Annotated in this window: 12 protein-coding genes; 2 read left to right on the top strand and 10 right to left on the bottom strand. The window is 68.8% G+C overall.

The features are described 5' to 3' along the window. Positions 1-30: 30 nt before the first annotated feature. From ABDW59_RS14995 to ABDW59_RS14950, 10 genes are all read right to left on the bottom strand, one after another. Positions 31-1,938, bottom strand: a complete 1,908-nt coding sequence (locus ABDW59_RS14995; protein WP_343630642.1) for a S8 family serine peptidase — start codon at positions 1,936-1,938, stop codon at positions 31-33. Positions 1,939-1,957: 19 nt separating this feature from the next. Next, positions 1,958-2,650, bottom strand: coding sequence for a PEP-CTERM sorting domain-containing protein (locus ABDW59_RS14990; RefSeq protein ID WP_343630641.1), 693 nt, complete (start codon positions 2,648-2,650; stop codon positions 1,958-1,960). 354 nt (positions 2,651-3,004) lie between these two features. Then, a complete protein-coding gene (gene tet / locus ABDW59_RS14985) occupies positions 3,005-4,192 on the bottom strand; it encodes a Tet(A)/Tet(B)/Tet(C) family tetracycline efflux MFS transporter (RefSeq protein WP_343630640.1) in 1,188 nt (395 codons plus the stop codon). Positions 4,193-4,338: 146 nt separating this feature from the next. Then, positions 4,339-5,103 (bottom strand): ABC transporter ATP-binding protein, encoded by a 765-nt coding sequence (locus tag ABDW59_RS14980; protein ID WP_343630689.1) that lies wholly within the window; start codon positions 5,101-5,103, stop codon positions 4,339-4,341. A gap of 17 nt (positions 5,104-5,120) precedes the next feature. Then, positions 5,121-5,870, bottom strand: a complete 750-nt coding sequence (locus tag ABDW59_RS14975) for an ABC transporter ATP-binding protein (RefSeq protein ID WP_343630639.1) — start codon at positions 5,868-5,870, stop codon at positions 5,121-5,123. Next, positions 5,867-6,907 carry a branched-chain amino acid ABC transporter permease gene (locus ABDW59_RS14970; protein ID WP_343630638.1) on the bottom strand — a complete coding sequence of 347 codons (1,041 nt, stop codon included), beginning with the start codon at positions 6,905-6,907 and terminating at the stop codon, positions 5,867-5,869. The genes ABDW59_RS14975 and ABDW59_RS14970 overlap by 4 nt, the downstream gene beginning before the upstream one ends. A 16-nt stretch (positions 6,908-6,923) precedes the next feature. Continuing rightward, positions 6,924-7,802 (bottom strand): branched-chain amino acid ABC transporter permease, encoded by an 879-nt coding sequence (locus tag ABDW59_RS14965; protein WP_343630637.1) that lies wholly within the window; start codon positions 7,800-7,802, stop codon positions 6,924-6,926. A 19-nt stretch (positions 7,803-7,821) separates the two neighbouring features. Beyond that, positions 7,822-8,982, bottom strand: a complete 1,161-nt coding sequence (locus ABDW59_RS14960) for an ABC transporter substrate-binding protein (RefSeq protein ID WP_343630636.1) — start codon at positions 8,980-8,982, stop codon at positions 7,822-7,824. Positions 8,983-9,073: 91 nt separating this feature from the next. After that, positions 9,074-10,675, bottom strand: a complete 1,602-nt coding sequence (locus ABDW59_RS14955; RefSeq protein ID WP_343630635.1) for a benzoate-CoA ligase family protein — start codon at positions 10,673-10,675, stop codon at positions 9,074-9,076. Position 10,676: 1 nt separating this feature from the next. Beyond that, on the bottom strand, positions 10,677-12,242 hold the full coding sequence (locus ABDW59_RS14950) for a 3,4-dehydroadipyl-CoA semialdehyde dehydrogenase (RefSeq protein WP_343630634.1): 1,566 nt from the start codon (positions 12,240-12,242) through the stop codon (positions 10,677-10,679). 127 nt (positions 12,243-12,369) lie between these two features. Here ABDW59_RS14950 and ABDW59_RS14945 point away from each other — a divergent pair, with 127 nt between their 5' ends. Further along, a complete protein-coding gene (locus ABDW59_RS14945; protein ID WP_343630633.1) occupies positions 12,370-13,302 on the top strand; it encodes a helix-turn-helix transcriptional regulator in 933 nt (310 codons plus the stop codon). Positions 13,303-13,442: 140 nt separating this feature from the next. After that, positions 13,443-15,125 (top strand): 2,3-epoxybenzoyl-CoA dihydrolase, encoded by a 1,683-nt coding sequence (boxC, locus tag ABDW59_RS14940; RefSeq protein ID WP_343630632.1) that lies wholly within the window; start codon positions 13,443-13,445, stop codon positions 15,123-15,125. The last annotated feature ends 3 nt before the right edge of the window (positions 15,126-15,128 follow it).

The raw sequence follows: 15,128 nt of genomic DNA, 5'->3' as shown, positions 1-15,128 counted from the left end.
GGCGCGCGGGGAGCGACGGGCCGATGGGCCTCAGGGCAGCTTGTTCAGCGCGTTGACCGCGTCGATCAGGCCGAAGCCGTCATACAGGCTCCAGCCCTTGGTCGCGGCGGTGCCGGCCGGCGAGTACGGCACGACGCGCGCCGCCGGGGTCTGCTGCAGGATGGTCTTGACCTGCTTGGGCGTCAGCGTGCCGGGTCCGCCGGCCTTCTGCAGCATCAGGGCCGCCACCGCCGCGGCATGCGGCGCGGCTGCGCTGGTGCCGAAAAAGTTGGGGAAGCCGTCGCCCTCGTAATCCGAGCCCGGATAGAAGAAGGTGGTGTTGCCGCCGTCCGGCGCCGCGAAGTCGGGCTTCTTGCGCGTTTCGGGCACGGCCAGGCGATTGCCGGCCGCGTCGAAGGCGATGGTCACCGGGCCGGGGCTGCTGAAGGCCTCGATCGCCGGCGTGTAGGGGCCCGCCGTGTAGGTGTAGCGGTAAGCCGCGACGCTGTTGGCGTTGGCCGACGCGCTGTGACCGAAGGTCGTCGGGCTGTTGCGGACCTGGAAGGCCGCGCCGCCCCAGCCGCCCAGGTTGGCGATCCGCACGCGGGTCGCCTGCTTGGTGCCGGCGCTGGTGCGCGCGATCATGATCCGATAGTTGCCCGAGGCGCCGCCGCTCAGGGCCACGGTCTCCAGCGCGTTGTCGACCGTCAGGTTGTTGTTGGCGAAGCGGAAGACGCAGTTGCCGGCGCTGTTGATCAGGTAGAAGTTCAGGTCGGTGGTGACCTTGCCGCGATAGAACAGGTCGTCCCACTGCACCAGCAGGCGCGAGCTGGACGAGTTGTAGGTCACCGGCAGTGCGTACACGCCGCCGCCGAAGTCCAGGAAGCCGCCGCCCACGTTGGCGCCGGTGCCGCCCGAGGTCGGGGACCCGGAGCAGCTCGTGAGCGACGCCAGGTTGACGTTGCCCAGATTGGTCGGCGAGGTGGAGAAGGTCGCCACCGGGATGTCGATGGAGCCGTAGCCGCCCGCCGAGCCCTGGTTGCCGGCCGACGAGAAGTAGGACACCGGCTTGCCCGCCAGCGTGGTGCTGGTGGTGACGTCGTTGACCGCCTGCGCGATCTGGCCGTCCGAGAAGAAGGGCTCGTCGAAGTAGAAGACGTCGTCGACGATCACGTCGGCGGCGCAGGCCGGGTTGGTGCGCAGCGTGCGGATGTTGGCCGCGAAGCTGGCCGCGCCCGCGAAGGCGGTGGCGAAGCACTGGTCGGCCTGCGGGGCCACGTCCTGCACGATCTGCATCATCGCGCGGCCTTCGTCGGTCAGGCTGCTGGCGGGCGCAGCATCGATGACGAACTTGGGCGGACGCAGGTCGCCGCTGGCGATGTCGTTGGCGGCGCGGACCGTGGAGAAGCTCGACGGCGAGCCGTCATAGGAGTCCGACAGCACGCCCACGGTGATGCCGGCACCGGTCCAGCCCGAGGCGTTGGCCACGTTGCTGCGCAGCACGGCCGTGCCTTGCGAGGTCGTGATGCCCACGTTGCGCTGGGGCTGCTGCGTCATGGTGATGACGTTCAGACCGCCGTTGCCGGACAGCTGGAGCAGCGAGGACGCCGGCACGTAGGCCGAGATCGCGCCGCCTTCGAAGGCCTCGTTGACGCCGGTGATGTTGGCGCCGGACGCGATCAGCGCGTCCTTCACGCTCTGCAGCGAAGCGCCCTTCTGGACGTAGAGGTCGACCAGGATGCGGCCCTGGTCGTCGGTCATCGCGCTCTGGTCGGCGCGCATCACGTCGGTGGCCACGGCCAGGCGCGCGGTGCGACGCACTTGCTGCTGGTCGACCAGGTCGGACAGCGGGCCGTCCAGCTTGGCGTGCTGGGCATGGGCGGTGCCGGCGGCGGCGAGCGCCATCAGCGCGGTCAGGACGCGCAGACGCGGTTGGGACTTGGAATAGGAAGTCGTCATGTGGCGAATGTCCTTGGGGTCAGGCGTTGACAGCGGCGGCCTTGGCGGCCTTGCGACGGCGGATCAGACCGGCGGCACCCAGGGCCGCGCCGGCCAGCAGCAGGCTGGCGGGTTCCGGCACGGCCGCGGCGGCGCCGGTCAGGACGATCTCGTAGTCGCCGAACTCTTGGGAGCTGCTGCTCCAGCCGGTCAGCGCGCCGGAGTTGATCGGAGCGACGTTGCCGCCCTGGCCCCACAGCGACGGGAAGATGGCCGCGCCGCCGCTGGTGGGCGTGTAGCCCGCGCCGGCGATGGCCAAGTAATAGAGGCCGCTGACGGTCGGGATGTAGTTGGCGATGGTGGACTGCGGGCCGCCGAAGTCGCCGTCGTCGTCGTTGGCGAAGAGACCCTTGCCGGCGGCGTCGAAGAGATACAGCACCGTGTCGAAGGCGTTGTAGGTGAAGTTGGACAGCGTGGTGGTCGCGGTGAACGCGGTGCCGGCCGTCAGATAGATCGCGAACAGGTCGGCCGAATCGATGCCGCCACCCAGGGTGCCGCGGATCGCGTCGATGGTGCCGGCGCCGGAGACGGGCGTGGCAGTGGTGACCAGTTGGCCGGCGTCCTTGCCGCCCTCATTGAAGACCGCGTCGGCATGAGCGCTTGTGGCGGCGCCGAAGGCCAGCATTGCTGCCGGCAGCCAGGTCTTCTTGAAACGCTTGAAACTCGTGGACATTCAGGATCTCCCAGGATTGGATCGGGCTCGCCCCACCGTCGAAAGGGTAGGTGCGGTATGGCGTGCATCCTCAAGTTGCAGGATGCGTGCCAGTCCCGGTCGGGTTTACTAGGAGAGGCCCGTGAAGGGCCGATGGGGACAGGTCTTGCGTGGTCTGTATCTCGCACATGACGAGGACCGCGGCGATCGTCACCAGGGCGTCAAGAGGCAGGTGTAAAGCGTGGCGACTCCGGGTTTTCGAGAGGAAAACGCTGGCGCTCGGCGAGCGCCGCTTCGTGAACGACCCCAAGCGCATCCTGGAGCTGTTGCACGAGCGGCATGGGTTCCCGAAGGTGCATTGAGGCGGTCGGCCGTTCAGGCGTCCGCCTGCTCCTCGCGGGCTCGGCGGCTGAAGAGCAGCGGCAAGGCCAACAGGTACATGGCCGCGGCGACCAGCCACGCGAGGCCGGGCCAGGTGTGATGCGTCGCTGAGAACGCGGCCGTCGCGATCAGCGGCCCGGCGATGCCGATCAGGCTGCCGATGCTGGCCAGCGTGCCTTGCAGCTCGCCTTGATGCGAGGCGTCCACCTGGCGCGCGAGCATCGCCTGCAGCGAGGGCAGCGCGAGCCCGCCGATCGCGAAGAGCGGCAGGAAGGCGAACGGCATCCAGCCCGCGGTGGCGATGCCCATGAGCACGAAGCCCAGTCCGTCGGCCGCCATGCCGACGAGCAGCGAGAGTCGCTCGCCGAGCTTGCTCACCATCGCGCCGGTCACGAAGGCCTGCGAGATCGCGTGCAGCCCGCCATAGCAGGCCAGCGACAGGCCGGCGACCCATGCGGTCCAGCCGTAGCGATCCTGGCCGTAGAGGATCCACAGCGCGGCCGGCACCTGCGACACCAGCATCACGACCGCGAAGACGCCGACCAGGGGCAACAGCGGCGGTTTGCCGCTCAGCCGATGCAGGGCGGAGAAGGCGTTGAGCTTGGCCCATTCGATGCGCGGGGTGCGGTTCTGGTTGGACTCCGGGAGCATGTGCCAGGCCATGACCAGATTGATGGCGTTCATCACCGCCGCGCCGATGAAGGGCGCGCGCAGGGACCACTCGCCCAGCGCGCCGCCGATCAGCGGTCCGACGACGAAGCCCAGTCCGAGCGCCGCGCCCATCTGGCCGTAGCGCTTGGCGCGGTCGGGCTCGGGCGTGACGTCGGTCAGGTAGGCGGTGCCGACGGCCATGCTGGCGCCGGTGATGCCCGAGAGAACGCGGCCGATGTAGAGCCAGGTCAGGGTCGGCGCCAAGGCCATCAGCACGTAGTCGGCGGCCGCGCCGGCCAGCGAGACCAGCAGCACGGGGCGGCGGCCGAAGCGATCGCTCAAGGCGCCGAGCACGGGCGCGAAGAGGAACTGCATGGCGGCATAGAGGGCGAGCAAGGCGCCGTAATGGGTGCTGGTCGAGGCCTCGCCGCCGAGTTCGCGCAGCAGCCCGGGCAGGATGGGGAACACCAGGCTCATGCCCACGGCGTCCAGCAACAGCGTCATCAAGATGACGATCAGGGGTCGATTCACTCGCGGCCTCACATTCAGGGAGGCGGATTCTGAGGGGCGGGGGGAGCGATGTCGAAAGGCAGGGTAAACGCCAAACGCTGCCCTTGCCCTCGCCGCCTTTGGACGTGCGCTGCCCCTGGCCCCTTTCCCACTCCGTGGGCGGGCCCTCAAACCCCGAGCAAGCCGCTCAGCGCGGGATCTCCGGCCACCGCCTCCGCCGACCCCGCCAGCACCACCCGCCCCTTCTGCAGCACCACCGCCCGGTTGCTGTGCGCCAGCACCTTGCGGTAATCCCGATCGACGATCACCGTCGCCAGCCCCGCCTCGCGAATTTGCGCGATCACCCGCCAGATCTCCGCCACCACCAAGGGCGCCAGGCCCTCGGTGGCCTCATCCAGGATCACCAGCTCCGGATGCGTCATCAGCGCCCGGCCGATGGACACCATCTGCTGCTCCCCGCCCGACAGCTGCCCGCCCAGGTGATCGATGCGCTCCGCCAGCCGCGGGAACACGCTCAGCACCCGCTCCAGCGTCCAATCCTTGCGGCCGTCCCTCGACGGCCTCGCCGCCATGACGAGGTTCTCCCGCACCGACAGATTCGGGAAGACGCCGCGCCCCTCCGGCACATACGCGATCCCCAGCCGCGACACCTCATGCGGCTTGGCCCTCGACACGTCGACGCCGCCGACACGGATCTCCCCTTCCCTGCGCGCCACGTGGCCCAGCAAGCTGCGGATCAAGGTGCTCTTGCCCATGCCGTTGCGGCCCAGCAGGCCCACCGTCTCGCCCTTGCCGACCACCAGGTCCACGCCATGCAGCACATGACTGCTGCCGTACCAGGCCTGCACGTCGCGCGCCTCCAGCAGCGGGGCAGCCAGGCTGGTCGATGCCGCCGTTCCGGATGCGCGCTTCGCGCCTTCGGTCGCCCGCATCGAGCTAGGGACCGCGCTCATGCGTGCTCTCCCAGATAAGCCGTCTGCACCTGCGGATCCGCGCGCACCGCGGCCGGATCGCCGCAGCAGATCACCCGCCCATTGACCATCACCGTGATCCGATCGGCGATGCGGAACACCGCCTCCATGTCGTGCTCCACCAGCAGGATCGCGTGCTCCCGCTTGAGCTCGCCCAGCAAGGCCAACATGCGCTCGGTCTCATCCGCGCCCATGCCCGCCAACGGCTCGTCGAGCAGCAACACCTGCGGCGTCGTCGCCAGACACATCGCGATCTCCAGCTGCCGTTTCTGCCCATGGCTCAGCGCCCCGGCGCTCGCGGCCAGCGCATCGCCCAGGCCGGCCCGTCGCGCGCTGTCCCGCGCGCGATCAACCACGCCGGCATGCCAATGCGCCGCCCGCCACCAGCGCCACGGATCCTGATGCCTGGCCTGCGCGGCAAGCCGGCAGTTCTCCTCGACACTGAACTCCGGGTAGATCGTGTTGCGCTGATAGCTGCGGCCCAAGCCCGCCCGCGCGCGCCGCGGCTGCGGCCAGCGCGAGATGTCCTCGCCCAGCAACTCGACCTTGCCGGCGCTGGGCGGGAACTCCCCCGACAGCAGATTGATCAGCGTGCTCTTGCCGGCGCCGTTGGTGCCGATCACCGCGTGCACCTCGCCGCGGCGCAGGTCCAGCGAGACCTCGTCCACTGCCACCAGCCCGCCCCAGCGCCGCGTCAAACGCTCGGCGCGCAGAAGAATCTCGCTCATGCGTTGCGCTCCCGCTTCAGGGCCGCCAATACCGACTTGGGCCGGGCCTTCGCCGTCCGCGGCTGACCGCGCATCTCCCACATCTCGCGGAGTTGACCGGGCACGCCCACCAGCCCGCGCGGCATCCACGCGACGCTCAGGATGATCACGAAGCCCAGCCCCAGCTGCCAATGCTTGGCGAAGGATCCGAAGATCGCCTCGCTCTTGAACAGCTCCTGCAGCAGCGTGAACGCGAAAGCGCCCAGCACCGCGCCGCGCAGATGCCCCAGTCCGCCCAGGATGATCATGATCAGCACCGCGCCGCTGAGGTGCCAGCTCATCAGCTCCGGATTGACCGCGCCGTCCTTGACCGCGAACAGGAAACCGGCCCAGCCCGCCAACGCGCCCGACAGCGTGAAGGCGGCGAGCTTGTAGGGGTAGGTCGAGAAGCCGGTCGCCCGCATGCGCTGCTCGTTGACGCGGATCCCCGCCAGCGCGCGGCCGAAGTGCGAGCGCCCCAGCACCGCGAGCAGCACGAACATCGCCAGCAGACTGCCCCAGGTGAACGCATACAGATGCAGCGGCTTGTCCAGATCGATCCAGCTGCCCAGCACCGGCTTGGCGTAGAGATAGATCCCGTCCGAACCCCCGCCCAGCGGCGTGTCGTGAACCACGTAATAGGCCATCTGCGCGAAGGCCAGCGTGACCATGATGAAGTAGACGCCACGGGTGCGCAGCGACAGCGCGCCCGTCACCAGCGCGTACAAGCCCGCCAGCAGGAAGGCGGCCGGCAGCACGACGACGAGCGACGCGGGCTCGCCGCTCTCGGGCGCCAGCTTGACCGCCGCATAGGCGCCGATGCCGAAGAAGGCGGCCTGGCCGAAGCACACCAGGCCGGTGCCGCCGACCAGCAGCTCCAGGCTGAGCGCCAGCATCGCGTAGACCATGACCTTGGTGATCAGGTCCACCACATAGCCGCCGCTGAACAGCGGCACCGCCGCGAGCACCGCGAAACCGAGGCCGGCGAAGGCCGCGCGTCCGGACAAGAGATTGAGCATCACCATTGCACTGGCCTCAGGCCTTGAACAGCCCGGCGGGCTTCCACAGCAGGATCGCCGCCATCAACACGTAGATCAGCACGCCCGAGGCCTGCGGCAGGAAGACCTTGCCGAAGGTGTCCACCACGCCGATCAGCAGCGCCGCCAGCAGCGCGCCCTTCACCGACCCGATGCCGCCGATCACGACCACCACGAAGCAGATGATCAGCACGTGGCCGCCCATGCCCGGATAGACGCTGGACACCGGCGCCGCGACCATGCCGGCCAGCGCCGCCAGGGCCACGCCGCCCGCGAAGACCAGCCGCATCAGCCGCTGCACGTCGATGCCCAGGCTCTGCACCATCTCGCGGTTGACGCTGCCGGCGCGGATCATCATCCCCAGCCGCGTCTTGGCGAACACCCACCACATGCCCGCCGCCAGCGCCAGGCACACGCCGCTGATGAAGAGCCGGTAGACCGGATAGGTCATCAGATCCCCGAGCGGGATCGAGCCCGACAGCAGCGCCGGCGCCGCCACCGAGTGCACGTCGTCGCCGACCAGCAGGCTGCGGCATTCCTCGAAGATCAGGATCAGCCCGTAGGTCATCAGCACCTGCTGCAGGTGATCGCGCTCGTAGAGGAAGCTGAAGAAGGCCCACTCCAGCAGATAGCCCAGCAGCACCGCCACCGCCACGCCGACCAGCAGCGTGGTGAAGAACCCGCCTCCCAGCACCGCGCCGACCCAGGGCGCCAGCGCGAAAGCCATGTAGGCGCCGATCATGTAGAAGCTGCCGTGGGCCAGGTTGATCACGCCCATGATCCCGAAGATCAGCGTGAGCCCCGAGGCCACCAGGAACAGCAGCAGCCCGTACTGCAGCGCGTTCAGGCACTGGATGAGGAAGGTGGTCAGGTCCATCGCCGGCTCGCTCGCGGGCTCACATGCGGCAGCCGCGGCCCGGATCGGCCAGGGCCTTGGCGGCGATGCCGCTGACCTTGTTCTCCTTGGACGAGACCTGGCGCAGATAGATGTCCTGCACCGGGTTGTGGCTGCGCGAGAGCGTGAAGCTGCCGCGCGGGCTGTCGATCTTGGCCTTGCGCAGCGCCTCGGCGAAGACCGCCGCGTTCTTCGGGTCGCCCTTGGTCGCCGTCAGGCCGATGCTCAGCATCTGCGCCGCGTCGTAGCCCTGGATGGCGTAGACGTCGGGCTGCAGCTTGTAGGACTTGGCGTAGGCCAGGCGGAAGGCGTTGTCGCGCGGCGTGTTCAGGCCGTCGGCGTAATGCAGCGTGGTCATCAGCCCGTCCGCGTCGGCGCCCTGCGCCTCCAGCGTGCCGTCGGTGAGGAAGCCCGCGCCGTACAGCGGGATGCTCTTCTTCAGACCGGCGGCGGCGTAGTCCTTGACGAACTTCACCGCGCCCGCGCCGGCGAAGAAAGTGTAGACCGCGTCGGGCTTGGAGGCCGCGATCTCGGTCAGCAGCGCCTGGAACTCGACGTTGGGGAACGGGAGCGACAGCTCCTTGACCACGTTGCCGCCGTTCTTCTCGAAGGCCTCCTTGAAGGCCTTCACCGACTCGTCGCCGGCCGCGTACTTCCAGGTGATGGTCACGACCTTCTTGAGGCCGCGCTTGGCCATGACCTCGCCCATCGCATAGCCCGGCTGCCAGTTGCTGAAGCTGGAGCGGAAGATGTTGGGCGCGCACATCGGGCCGGTGATCGGGTCCGAGCCCGCGTTGGGCACGATCAGCAGCGTGCCGGACTCCTTGGCCGCCTTGGCCATGGCCATCGCGACGCCGCTGTGCACCGTGCCGATCAGCACGTCCACGTTGTCGCGCTTGATCAGCTTGTTGACGTTGTCGGTGGCCTTGGCGGGATCGGACTCGTCGTCCACGCGGACGAACTCGACCTCGCGGCCGGCGATCTTGCCGCCCTGCTCCGCCACGTAGAGCCGGAAGCCGTTGTCGATGGCCGTGCCCAGCTGGGCGAAGGTGCCGGTGGCGGGCAGCATCAGCCCCACCTTGAGCTTGGCCTGCGCGAAGGCGGGCGTGGCGATCGCGGTCGTCAGGGCGACGGCGATGGCGGCGTTGGCGAAGCAGTTCATGTGTTGTCTCCTGGATTGCGCGATGCGTGCCGCGCCTTGTTATGGATCACCTGCTGCGGGGGCCGCGATACCGCCGGCGGCCCCTGGAATCTCAAGCCGCGACGGCGCCGAGCTGGCGCAGCTTGAAGCGTTGGATCTTGCCAGTCGCCGTCTTCGGAAGCTCGGCGATGAACTCGATCTGACGTGGGTATTTATACGGAGCCAGCCGTTCCTTGACGAAGGTCTTGAGCTCCTCGTCGGTCACCGACCGGCCCTCTCTCACGACGATGTAGGCCTTGGTCTTCATGAGCCCGTCGTCGTCGGCGACGCCGATGACGGCGGCCTCCAGCACGCTGGGGTGCTGGACCAGCGTGGCTTCGACCTCGAAGGGGCTGACGTAGATGCCGCTGACCTTCAGCATGTCGTCGCTGCGGCCGCAATAGGTGTAGGTCCCATCGGCGTTGCGGATGTACTTGTCGCCGCTCTTGGTCCAGCCGCCCTGGAAGGTCTCGCGGCTCTTCTCGCGGTTGCCCCAGTACATGATGGCCGCGCTCGGACCGGCGATGAAGAGGTCGCCGGGCTCGCCGTCCTGGACCGCGCTGCCGTCCTCGGCGCGCAGCTCGATGCGATAGCCCGGCACCGGCCAGCCCGTCGTGCCGTAGGCGACGGCGTCGGGCCGGTTGGACAGGAAGATGTGCAGCATCTCGGTCGAGCCGATCCCATCGACGATGTCCACGCCGAAGTGGTCCTTGAAGCGATGGCCCAGCTCCGCCGGCAGCGCCTCGCCCGCGCTGGACACCATGCGCAGCGCGGTCGCGGACGCGGGCGGCAGATCCGCCGAGGCCAGCATCGCCGCGAAGCCCGTCGGCGCGCCGAAGAAGACGGTGGGCTTCACGCCGCAGGTCTCCCCGCGCAGGCGCTTGAAGCTGGCGGCCGGCGTGGGCCGCTCGGCCATCAGCACGGTGCAGGCGCCGACGCACAAGGGGAAGGTCAGCGCGTTGCCCAGGCCGTAGGCGAAGAAGAGCTTGGCGGCGGAGAAGCAGACATCGTCCTCGCGCAGCTCGAGGATGCGCTTGCCGTAGAGCTCGGCGGTCCAGTACGGATTGCCGTGCGAATGCACCGTGCCCTTGGGCCGGCCCGTCGAGCCCGATGAATACAGCCAGAAACCGGGATCGTCCGCATGCGTGGCGGCGGGCTGCGCCATCGGCGCATGGGCGGCGATGAAGGCGTCGAAATCGGTGTGGCCGAACTCGAGCGCTTCGATCGGGCGCGAGACGACGACGCGCTGTACCTCATGCGCCGGGCACTTGCGCAGCGCGCCCTTGAGCGCCGGCAGCAGCGCGCCGGAGACCAGCACCACCTGCGCGCGCGAGTGCTCCAGCATGTAGGCGTAGTCCTCCTCGGTCAGCAGCGTGTTGACGGCCACCGGCACCGCGCCCAGGTACATGGCACCAAGGAAGCTCGCCGGCCAGTCCAGGGTGTCCTGCATCATCAGCAGCACGCGTTCCTCGCGCTTGACGCCGCTGGCACGCAGCGCGGCGGCCACGCGGCGCACGCGCTCGTCCAGCTCGCCATAGGTCAGCGAGCCCGCATCGTCGACATAGGCCAGCCGGTCCGGCCGCGGCTGGTTGAGCGCGAGCAGGTAGCCGGCGAAGTTGAACGGATCGGGAAGCGCCGGCACATCGGGCGGGCTGTCCACCTGGGAGGGGCTCATGTCATGTCTCCTGGATCTTCTTGAGGACGGACGGGCCGCTCTGGATGGCGGTTCTCCGGTGATAGAAGTTCAGCGCCCGCAGTCCGCCGAGTTCCTCGCCGCCGCCGGCGCGGCCGGGCCCGCCGTGCAGCGATTGCGGCATCACATTGCCGTGGCCCGACTGCACGGCGGCCACGTCCGGCGTGACCACGTGCACCCGGCCGTGCCAGGGCGCGAGCGCCATCGCGGTGCGAGCCAGCGCTTCGGGGTCGTCGCCAAAGAGCGAGGCAACGAGTGACCCCTGGCCGCGCTGAACCTGCGCGATGCCGCGCGGCAAGTCCGCGTACGGCAGCAGCGTGGCGACGGGGCCGAAGACCTCGATGTCGTGAACGGCCGCGTTGGACTCGACCGCCTCGGGCGTGTCCACGCCCAGCAGCGTCGGGCCGAGGCAGCAGGCGAGCTTGGGATCCGCATCCACGATGGCGGCGGCGTTGCCATCCAACAGCGTCGTCGTGTGGCGCTGCAGATGCGACAGCCCTTCCCGCACGGCGGACAGCTGCGCACGGCTCACCAGCGCGCCCATGCGGACGCGCTCGTCGCGTGGATTGCCGACGACGACCTTGGACAGACGCTCGCGCAGCGCGGCGGCGACCTCGTCATACAGCGCGGCCGGCACGAAGGCCCGCCGGATGGCGGTGCACTTCTGGCCGGACTTGACCGTCATCTCGCGCGCGACTTCCTTGATGAAGAGGTCGAAAGCGGCATCGCCCGCGCGGGTGTCGGGCATCAGCAGCGCGCTGTTGATGCTGTCGGCCTCGATGTTGGTGCGGACGGACAGGCGCGTCACGGCGGCGTGGGCACGGATGGTCGCGGCCGTCTCGGCGGAGCCGGTGAAGGACAGGACGTCGAAGGGCTCCAGCGCATCCAGCAGGCCCGCGGCGCTGCCGCAGACCACGGACAGCGCGCCCGCGGGCAGGATCCCGGCGTCGACGACATCCTTGACCATGCGCTGCGTCAGCCAGGCGGTCGCGGTCGCCGGCTTGACGACGACCGGCACGCCGGACAGCAGCGCCGGCGCGGCCTTCTCCCACAAGCCCCAGGCCGGGAAGTTGAAGGCGTTGATGAAGAGCGCCAGGCCGGCGACCGGCGTCTGCACATGCAGCGACTGGAAGGCGGCGTCCTTGGCGAGCGAGGCGGGCTCGCCGTCGCGGAGGAAATGCGCATCGGGCAGCGTGGCACCGAGCTTGGCGTAGGTGCCCACGGTGTAGATCGCGCCGTCGATGTCGACCGCCGAATCGTTCTTCACCGTGCCGCTGTTGGCGAGCGCGATCTCGTAATAGTCGTCGCGGTGCGTCTGCAGCACCTGGGCGATCGCGGCGAGCAGCTCGGCCCGCTGGCGATAGGTCAGCGCGCGCAGCGCCGCCCCACCCTGTTCCCGCGCGAAGCGAAAGCCGCCCTTCAGATCCAGCCCGGTCGCATCGACCTGGACCAGCGCGGCGCCCAGCACCGGATCGAAGAGCGAGGCCGGCGTGCCGGTGCCGGAGATCCAGCGGCCGCCGAGGTAATTGGGGAGCCGATCGAGGCTCATGACGGACACCGGCGGACTTGAGGCTTCATGACTGTCTCCTGGCGGCGATGACGTAGAGTGCAGGCCTTGCGGCACCTCTCGCCATGCAGTATCGTGCATGAAGGCAATCTAGAGCCGGTCAAAAATCATGTCAAGCAATATAGTGCCTGTTGACGGGTTAACACCTACCGTCCCGGAGGTGGAGGAGCCGGCGAAACACCCCTTCCTGATGCAGCTGGGCGATCGCGTCCGCGGGCTGCGCTCACGCAAGGGGATGACGCGCAAGGCGCTGGCCGCGCTGGCGGACGTCAGCGAGCGGCATCTGGCCAATCTGGAATACGGCGCGGGCAATCCGTCCATCCTCATCCTGTTGCAGGTCGCTCAGGCGCTGCAATGCCCGATGGCGGAGCTGCTGGGCGATGTCACGACGACCAGCGCCGAATGGCTGCTGCTGCGGGAGCTGCTGGAGGGGCGCGATGAGGCGACCTTGCATCGGGTGCGAGTGGCGGTGGGGGAGCTGCTCGGCACCGGTGGCGCGCAGGGTCGTGGACAGCCGCGGAGTCAGCGCGTGGCGCTGATCGGGCTGCGTGGCGCCGGCAAGTCGACGCTGGGCGCGATGCTGGCGGAGACGCTGGATTACCCGTTCGTCGAGCTGAGCCGGGAGATCGAGAAATTCGCCGGTTGCAGCGTCGGGGAGATCCAGGCCTTGTACGGCCAGGCGGCGTATCGGCGCTATGAGCGGCGGGCGCTGGAGGAGGCGATCCAGATCTATCCGGAGGCGGTGATCGCCACGCCGGGCGGGATCGTGTCGGACCCGGCGACCTTCAATCTGCTGCTGGCGCATTGCAGCACCGTGTGGCTGCAGGCGGATCCTGAGGACCACATGCAGCGCGTGGTCGCGCAAGGGGATACGCGGCCGATGGCGGCGAGCAAGGAAGCGATGGACGATCTGCGGTCCATTCTTCATGGGCGCGCGGCGTTCTATGCGAAGGCGGAGCTGCACGTGGATACGAGCGCGCAGCCGCTGGCGGAGACGTTTGGGATCTTGGAGCGGCGGGTCAGAGAGCTCATCGCGCGTTGAACTGAGGAGAGGGGCTAAAACGGGTTAACCCGCATCCAAAGATGCACTAACCTGCTTGCAATCCCCATTCACAAGCACCATACTGCATGAAACCCCGCAGCGTTCTCGCTGCACGTTCCTGCATGTCGATGGAGCCCCGAATGAGCGATCTCTCCGACCTCCCCGCCACCCGCGTCGATTACCAGACGCATCCTTCGCGCTACCGCCATTGGAAGCTGTCCTTCGAAGGCCCGGTGGCCACGCTGGCCGCCGACTTCGACGAGAACGGCGGCCTGCGCCCCGGCTACAAGCTCAAGCTCAACAGCTACGACCTGGGCGTCGACATCGAGCTCAACGACGCGCTCCAACGCATCCGCTTCGAGCACCCCGAGGTCCGCACCGTGGTCGTGACCAGCGCCAAGGACAAGATCTTCTGCTCCGGCGCCAACATCTACATGCTGGGCGTCTCCAGCCACGGGTGGAAGGTGAACTTCTGCAAGTTCACCAACGAGACCCGCAACGGCATGGAGGACTCCAGCCAGCACAGCGGCCTGAAGTTCCTCGCCGCGATCAACGGCGCCTGCGCCGGAGGCGGCTATGAGCTCGCCCTCGCCTGCGACGAGCTGCTGCTGGTCGACGACCGCTCCAGCGCGGTCAGTCTGCCCGAGGTCCCGCTGCTGGGCGTGCTCCCCGGCACCGGTGGCCTGACCCGCGTCACCGACAAGCGCAAGGTCCGCCACGACCTGGCCGACATCTTCTGCACGACCAACGAAGGCGTGCGCGGCAAGAAGGCCAAGGACTGGCGTCTGGTCGACGACATCGTCAAGCCGGCGCAGTTCGCCGCCAAGGTCCAGGAACGCGCCCTCTCGCTCGCCGAAGGCAGCGACCGCCCCGCCGACGGCAAGGGCGTCGTCCTCGGCCCGCTGCCACGCACGATCGAGCCCGACGCGCTGCGCTACCGCCATGTGACCGTGGAGATCGACCGCGCCCGCCGCGTCGCCAGCTTCACCGTGAACGGCCCCAGCGGCCCGATCAACGCGCTCCCCGCCACCATCGCCGAGATCGAGGCCGCCGGCGCCGACTGGTACCCGCTCGCGCTGGCCCGCGATCTGGAGGACGCCGTCCTCTCGATGCGCACCAACGAGCTGGACATCGGCACCTGGCTGATCCGCACGCAGGGCGATGCGGCCGCGGTCCTCGCATCGGACGGCGTGCTGGCCGAGCACGCCCATCACTGGCTGGTGCGCGAGACCATCGGCTATCTGCGCCGCACCTTCAGCCGCGTCGACGTCTCCTCGCGCAGCCTGTTCGCGCTGATCGAGCCGGGCTCCTGCTTCGCGGGCTCGCTGCTGGAGCTCGCGCTGGCCTGCGACCGCAGCTACATGCTCGCGTTGCCCGACGAGCCGGAGCGCGCGCCCAAGCTCTTCATCGGCGAGGCCAACTTCGGCTTGCTGCCGATGGCCACGGGCCAAAGCCGGCTCGAGCGTCGCTTCTACGAGGACGCGGATCAGATCGAGCAATGTCGCGCCATCGCCGGCATGCCGCTCGATGCCGATGCGGCCTTCCAACTCGGGTTGGTGACCAGCAACCCCGACGACATCGACTGGGCCGACGAGACCCGCATCGCCATCGAGGAGCGCGTGTCCATGAGCCCGGACGCCCTCACCGGCATGGAGGCCAACCTGCGCTTCAACGGCCCGGAGAACATGATCACGCGCGTCTTCGGCCGCCTGACCGCTTGGCAGAACTGGATCTTCCAGCGCCCCAACGCCGTCGGCGAGAAGGGCGCGCTGAAGGTCTTCGGCAAGGGCGACAAGGCCCAGTTCGACTGGAACCGCGTCTAACAC

This window comes from Roseateles sp., assembly GCF_039595295.1.
Lineage (GTDB): Bacteria > Pseudomonadota > Gammaproteobacteria > Burkholderiales > Burkholderiaceae_C > Roseateles.
Note: the sequence above shows the minus strand (reverse complement) of the source record. Positions and strands in the feature narration are given on the sequence as shown.

What these genes read in the sequence shown, in the direction of transcription:
- ABDW59_RS14950 (WP_343630634.1), bottom strand. Translation starts at nt 12,242, where the DNA reads ATGAGCCTCGATCGGCTCCCCAATTACCTCGGCGGCCGCTGGATCTCC.
- ABDW59_RS14955 (WP_343630635.1), bottom strand. Translation starts at nt 10,675, where the DNA reads ATGAGCCCCTCCCAGGTGGACAGCCCGCCCGATGTGCCGGCGCTTCCC.
- ABDW59_RS14990 (WP_343630641.1), bottom strand. Translation starts at nt 2,650, where the DNA reads ATGTCCACGAGTTTCAAGCGTTTCAAGAAGACCTGGCTGCCGGCAGCA.
- ABDW59_RS14965 (WP_343630637.1), bottom strand. Translation starts at nt 7,802, where the DNA reads ATGGACCTGACCACCTTCCTCATCCAGTGCCTGAACGCGCTGCAGTAC.
- ABDW59_RS14975 (WP_343630639.1), bottom strand. Translation starts at nt 5,870, where the DNA reads ATGAGCGAGATTCTTCTGCGCGCCGAGCGTTTGACGCGGCGCTGGGGC.
- boxC (WP_343630632.1), top strand. Translation starts at nt 13,443, where the DNA reads ATGAGCGATCTCTCCGACCTCCCCGCCACCCGCGTCGATTACCAGACG.
- ABDW59_RS14960 (WP_343630636.1), bottom strand. Translation starts at nt 8,982, where the DNA reads ATGAACTGCTTCGCCAACGCCGCCATCGCCGTCGCCCTGACGACCGCG.
- ABDW59_RS14995 (WP_343630642.1), bottom strand. Translation starts at nt 1,938, where the DNA reads ATGACGACTTCCTATTCCAAGTCCCAACCGCGTCTGCGCGTCCTGACC.
- ABDW59_RS14980 (WP_343630689.1), bottom strand. Translation starts at nt 5,103, where the DNA reads ATGCGGGCGACCGAAGGCGCGAAGCGCGCATCCGGAACGGCGGCATCG.
- ABDW59_RS14945 (WP_343630633.1), top strand. Translation starts at nt 12,370, where the DNA reads ATGTCAAGCAATATAGTGCCTGTTGACGGGTTAACACCTACCGTCCCG.
- ABDW59_RS14970 (WP_343630638.1), bottom strand. Translation starts at nt 6,907, where the DNA reads ATGCTCAATCTCTTGTCCGGACGCGCGGCCTTCGCCGGCCTCGGTTTC.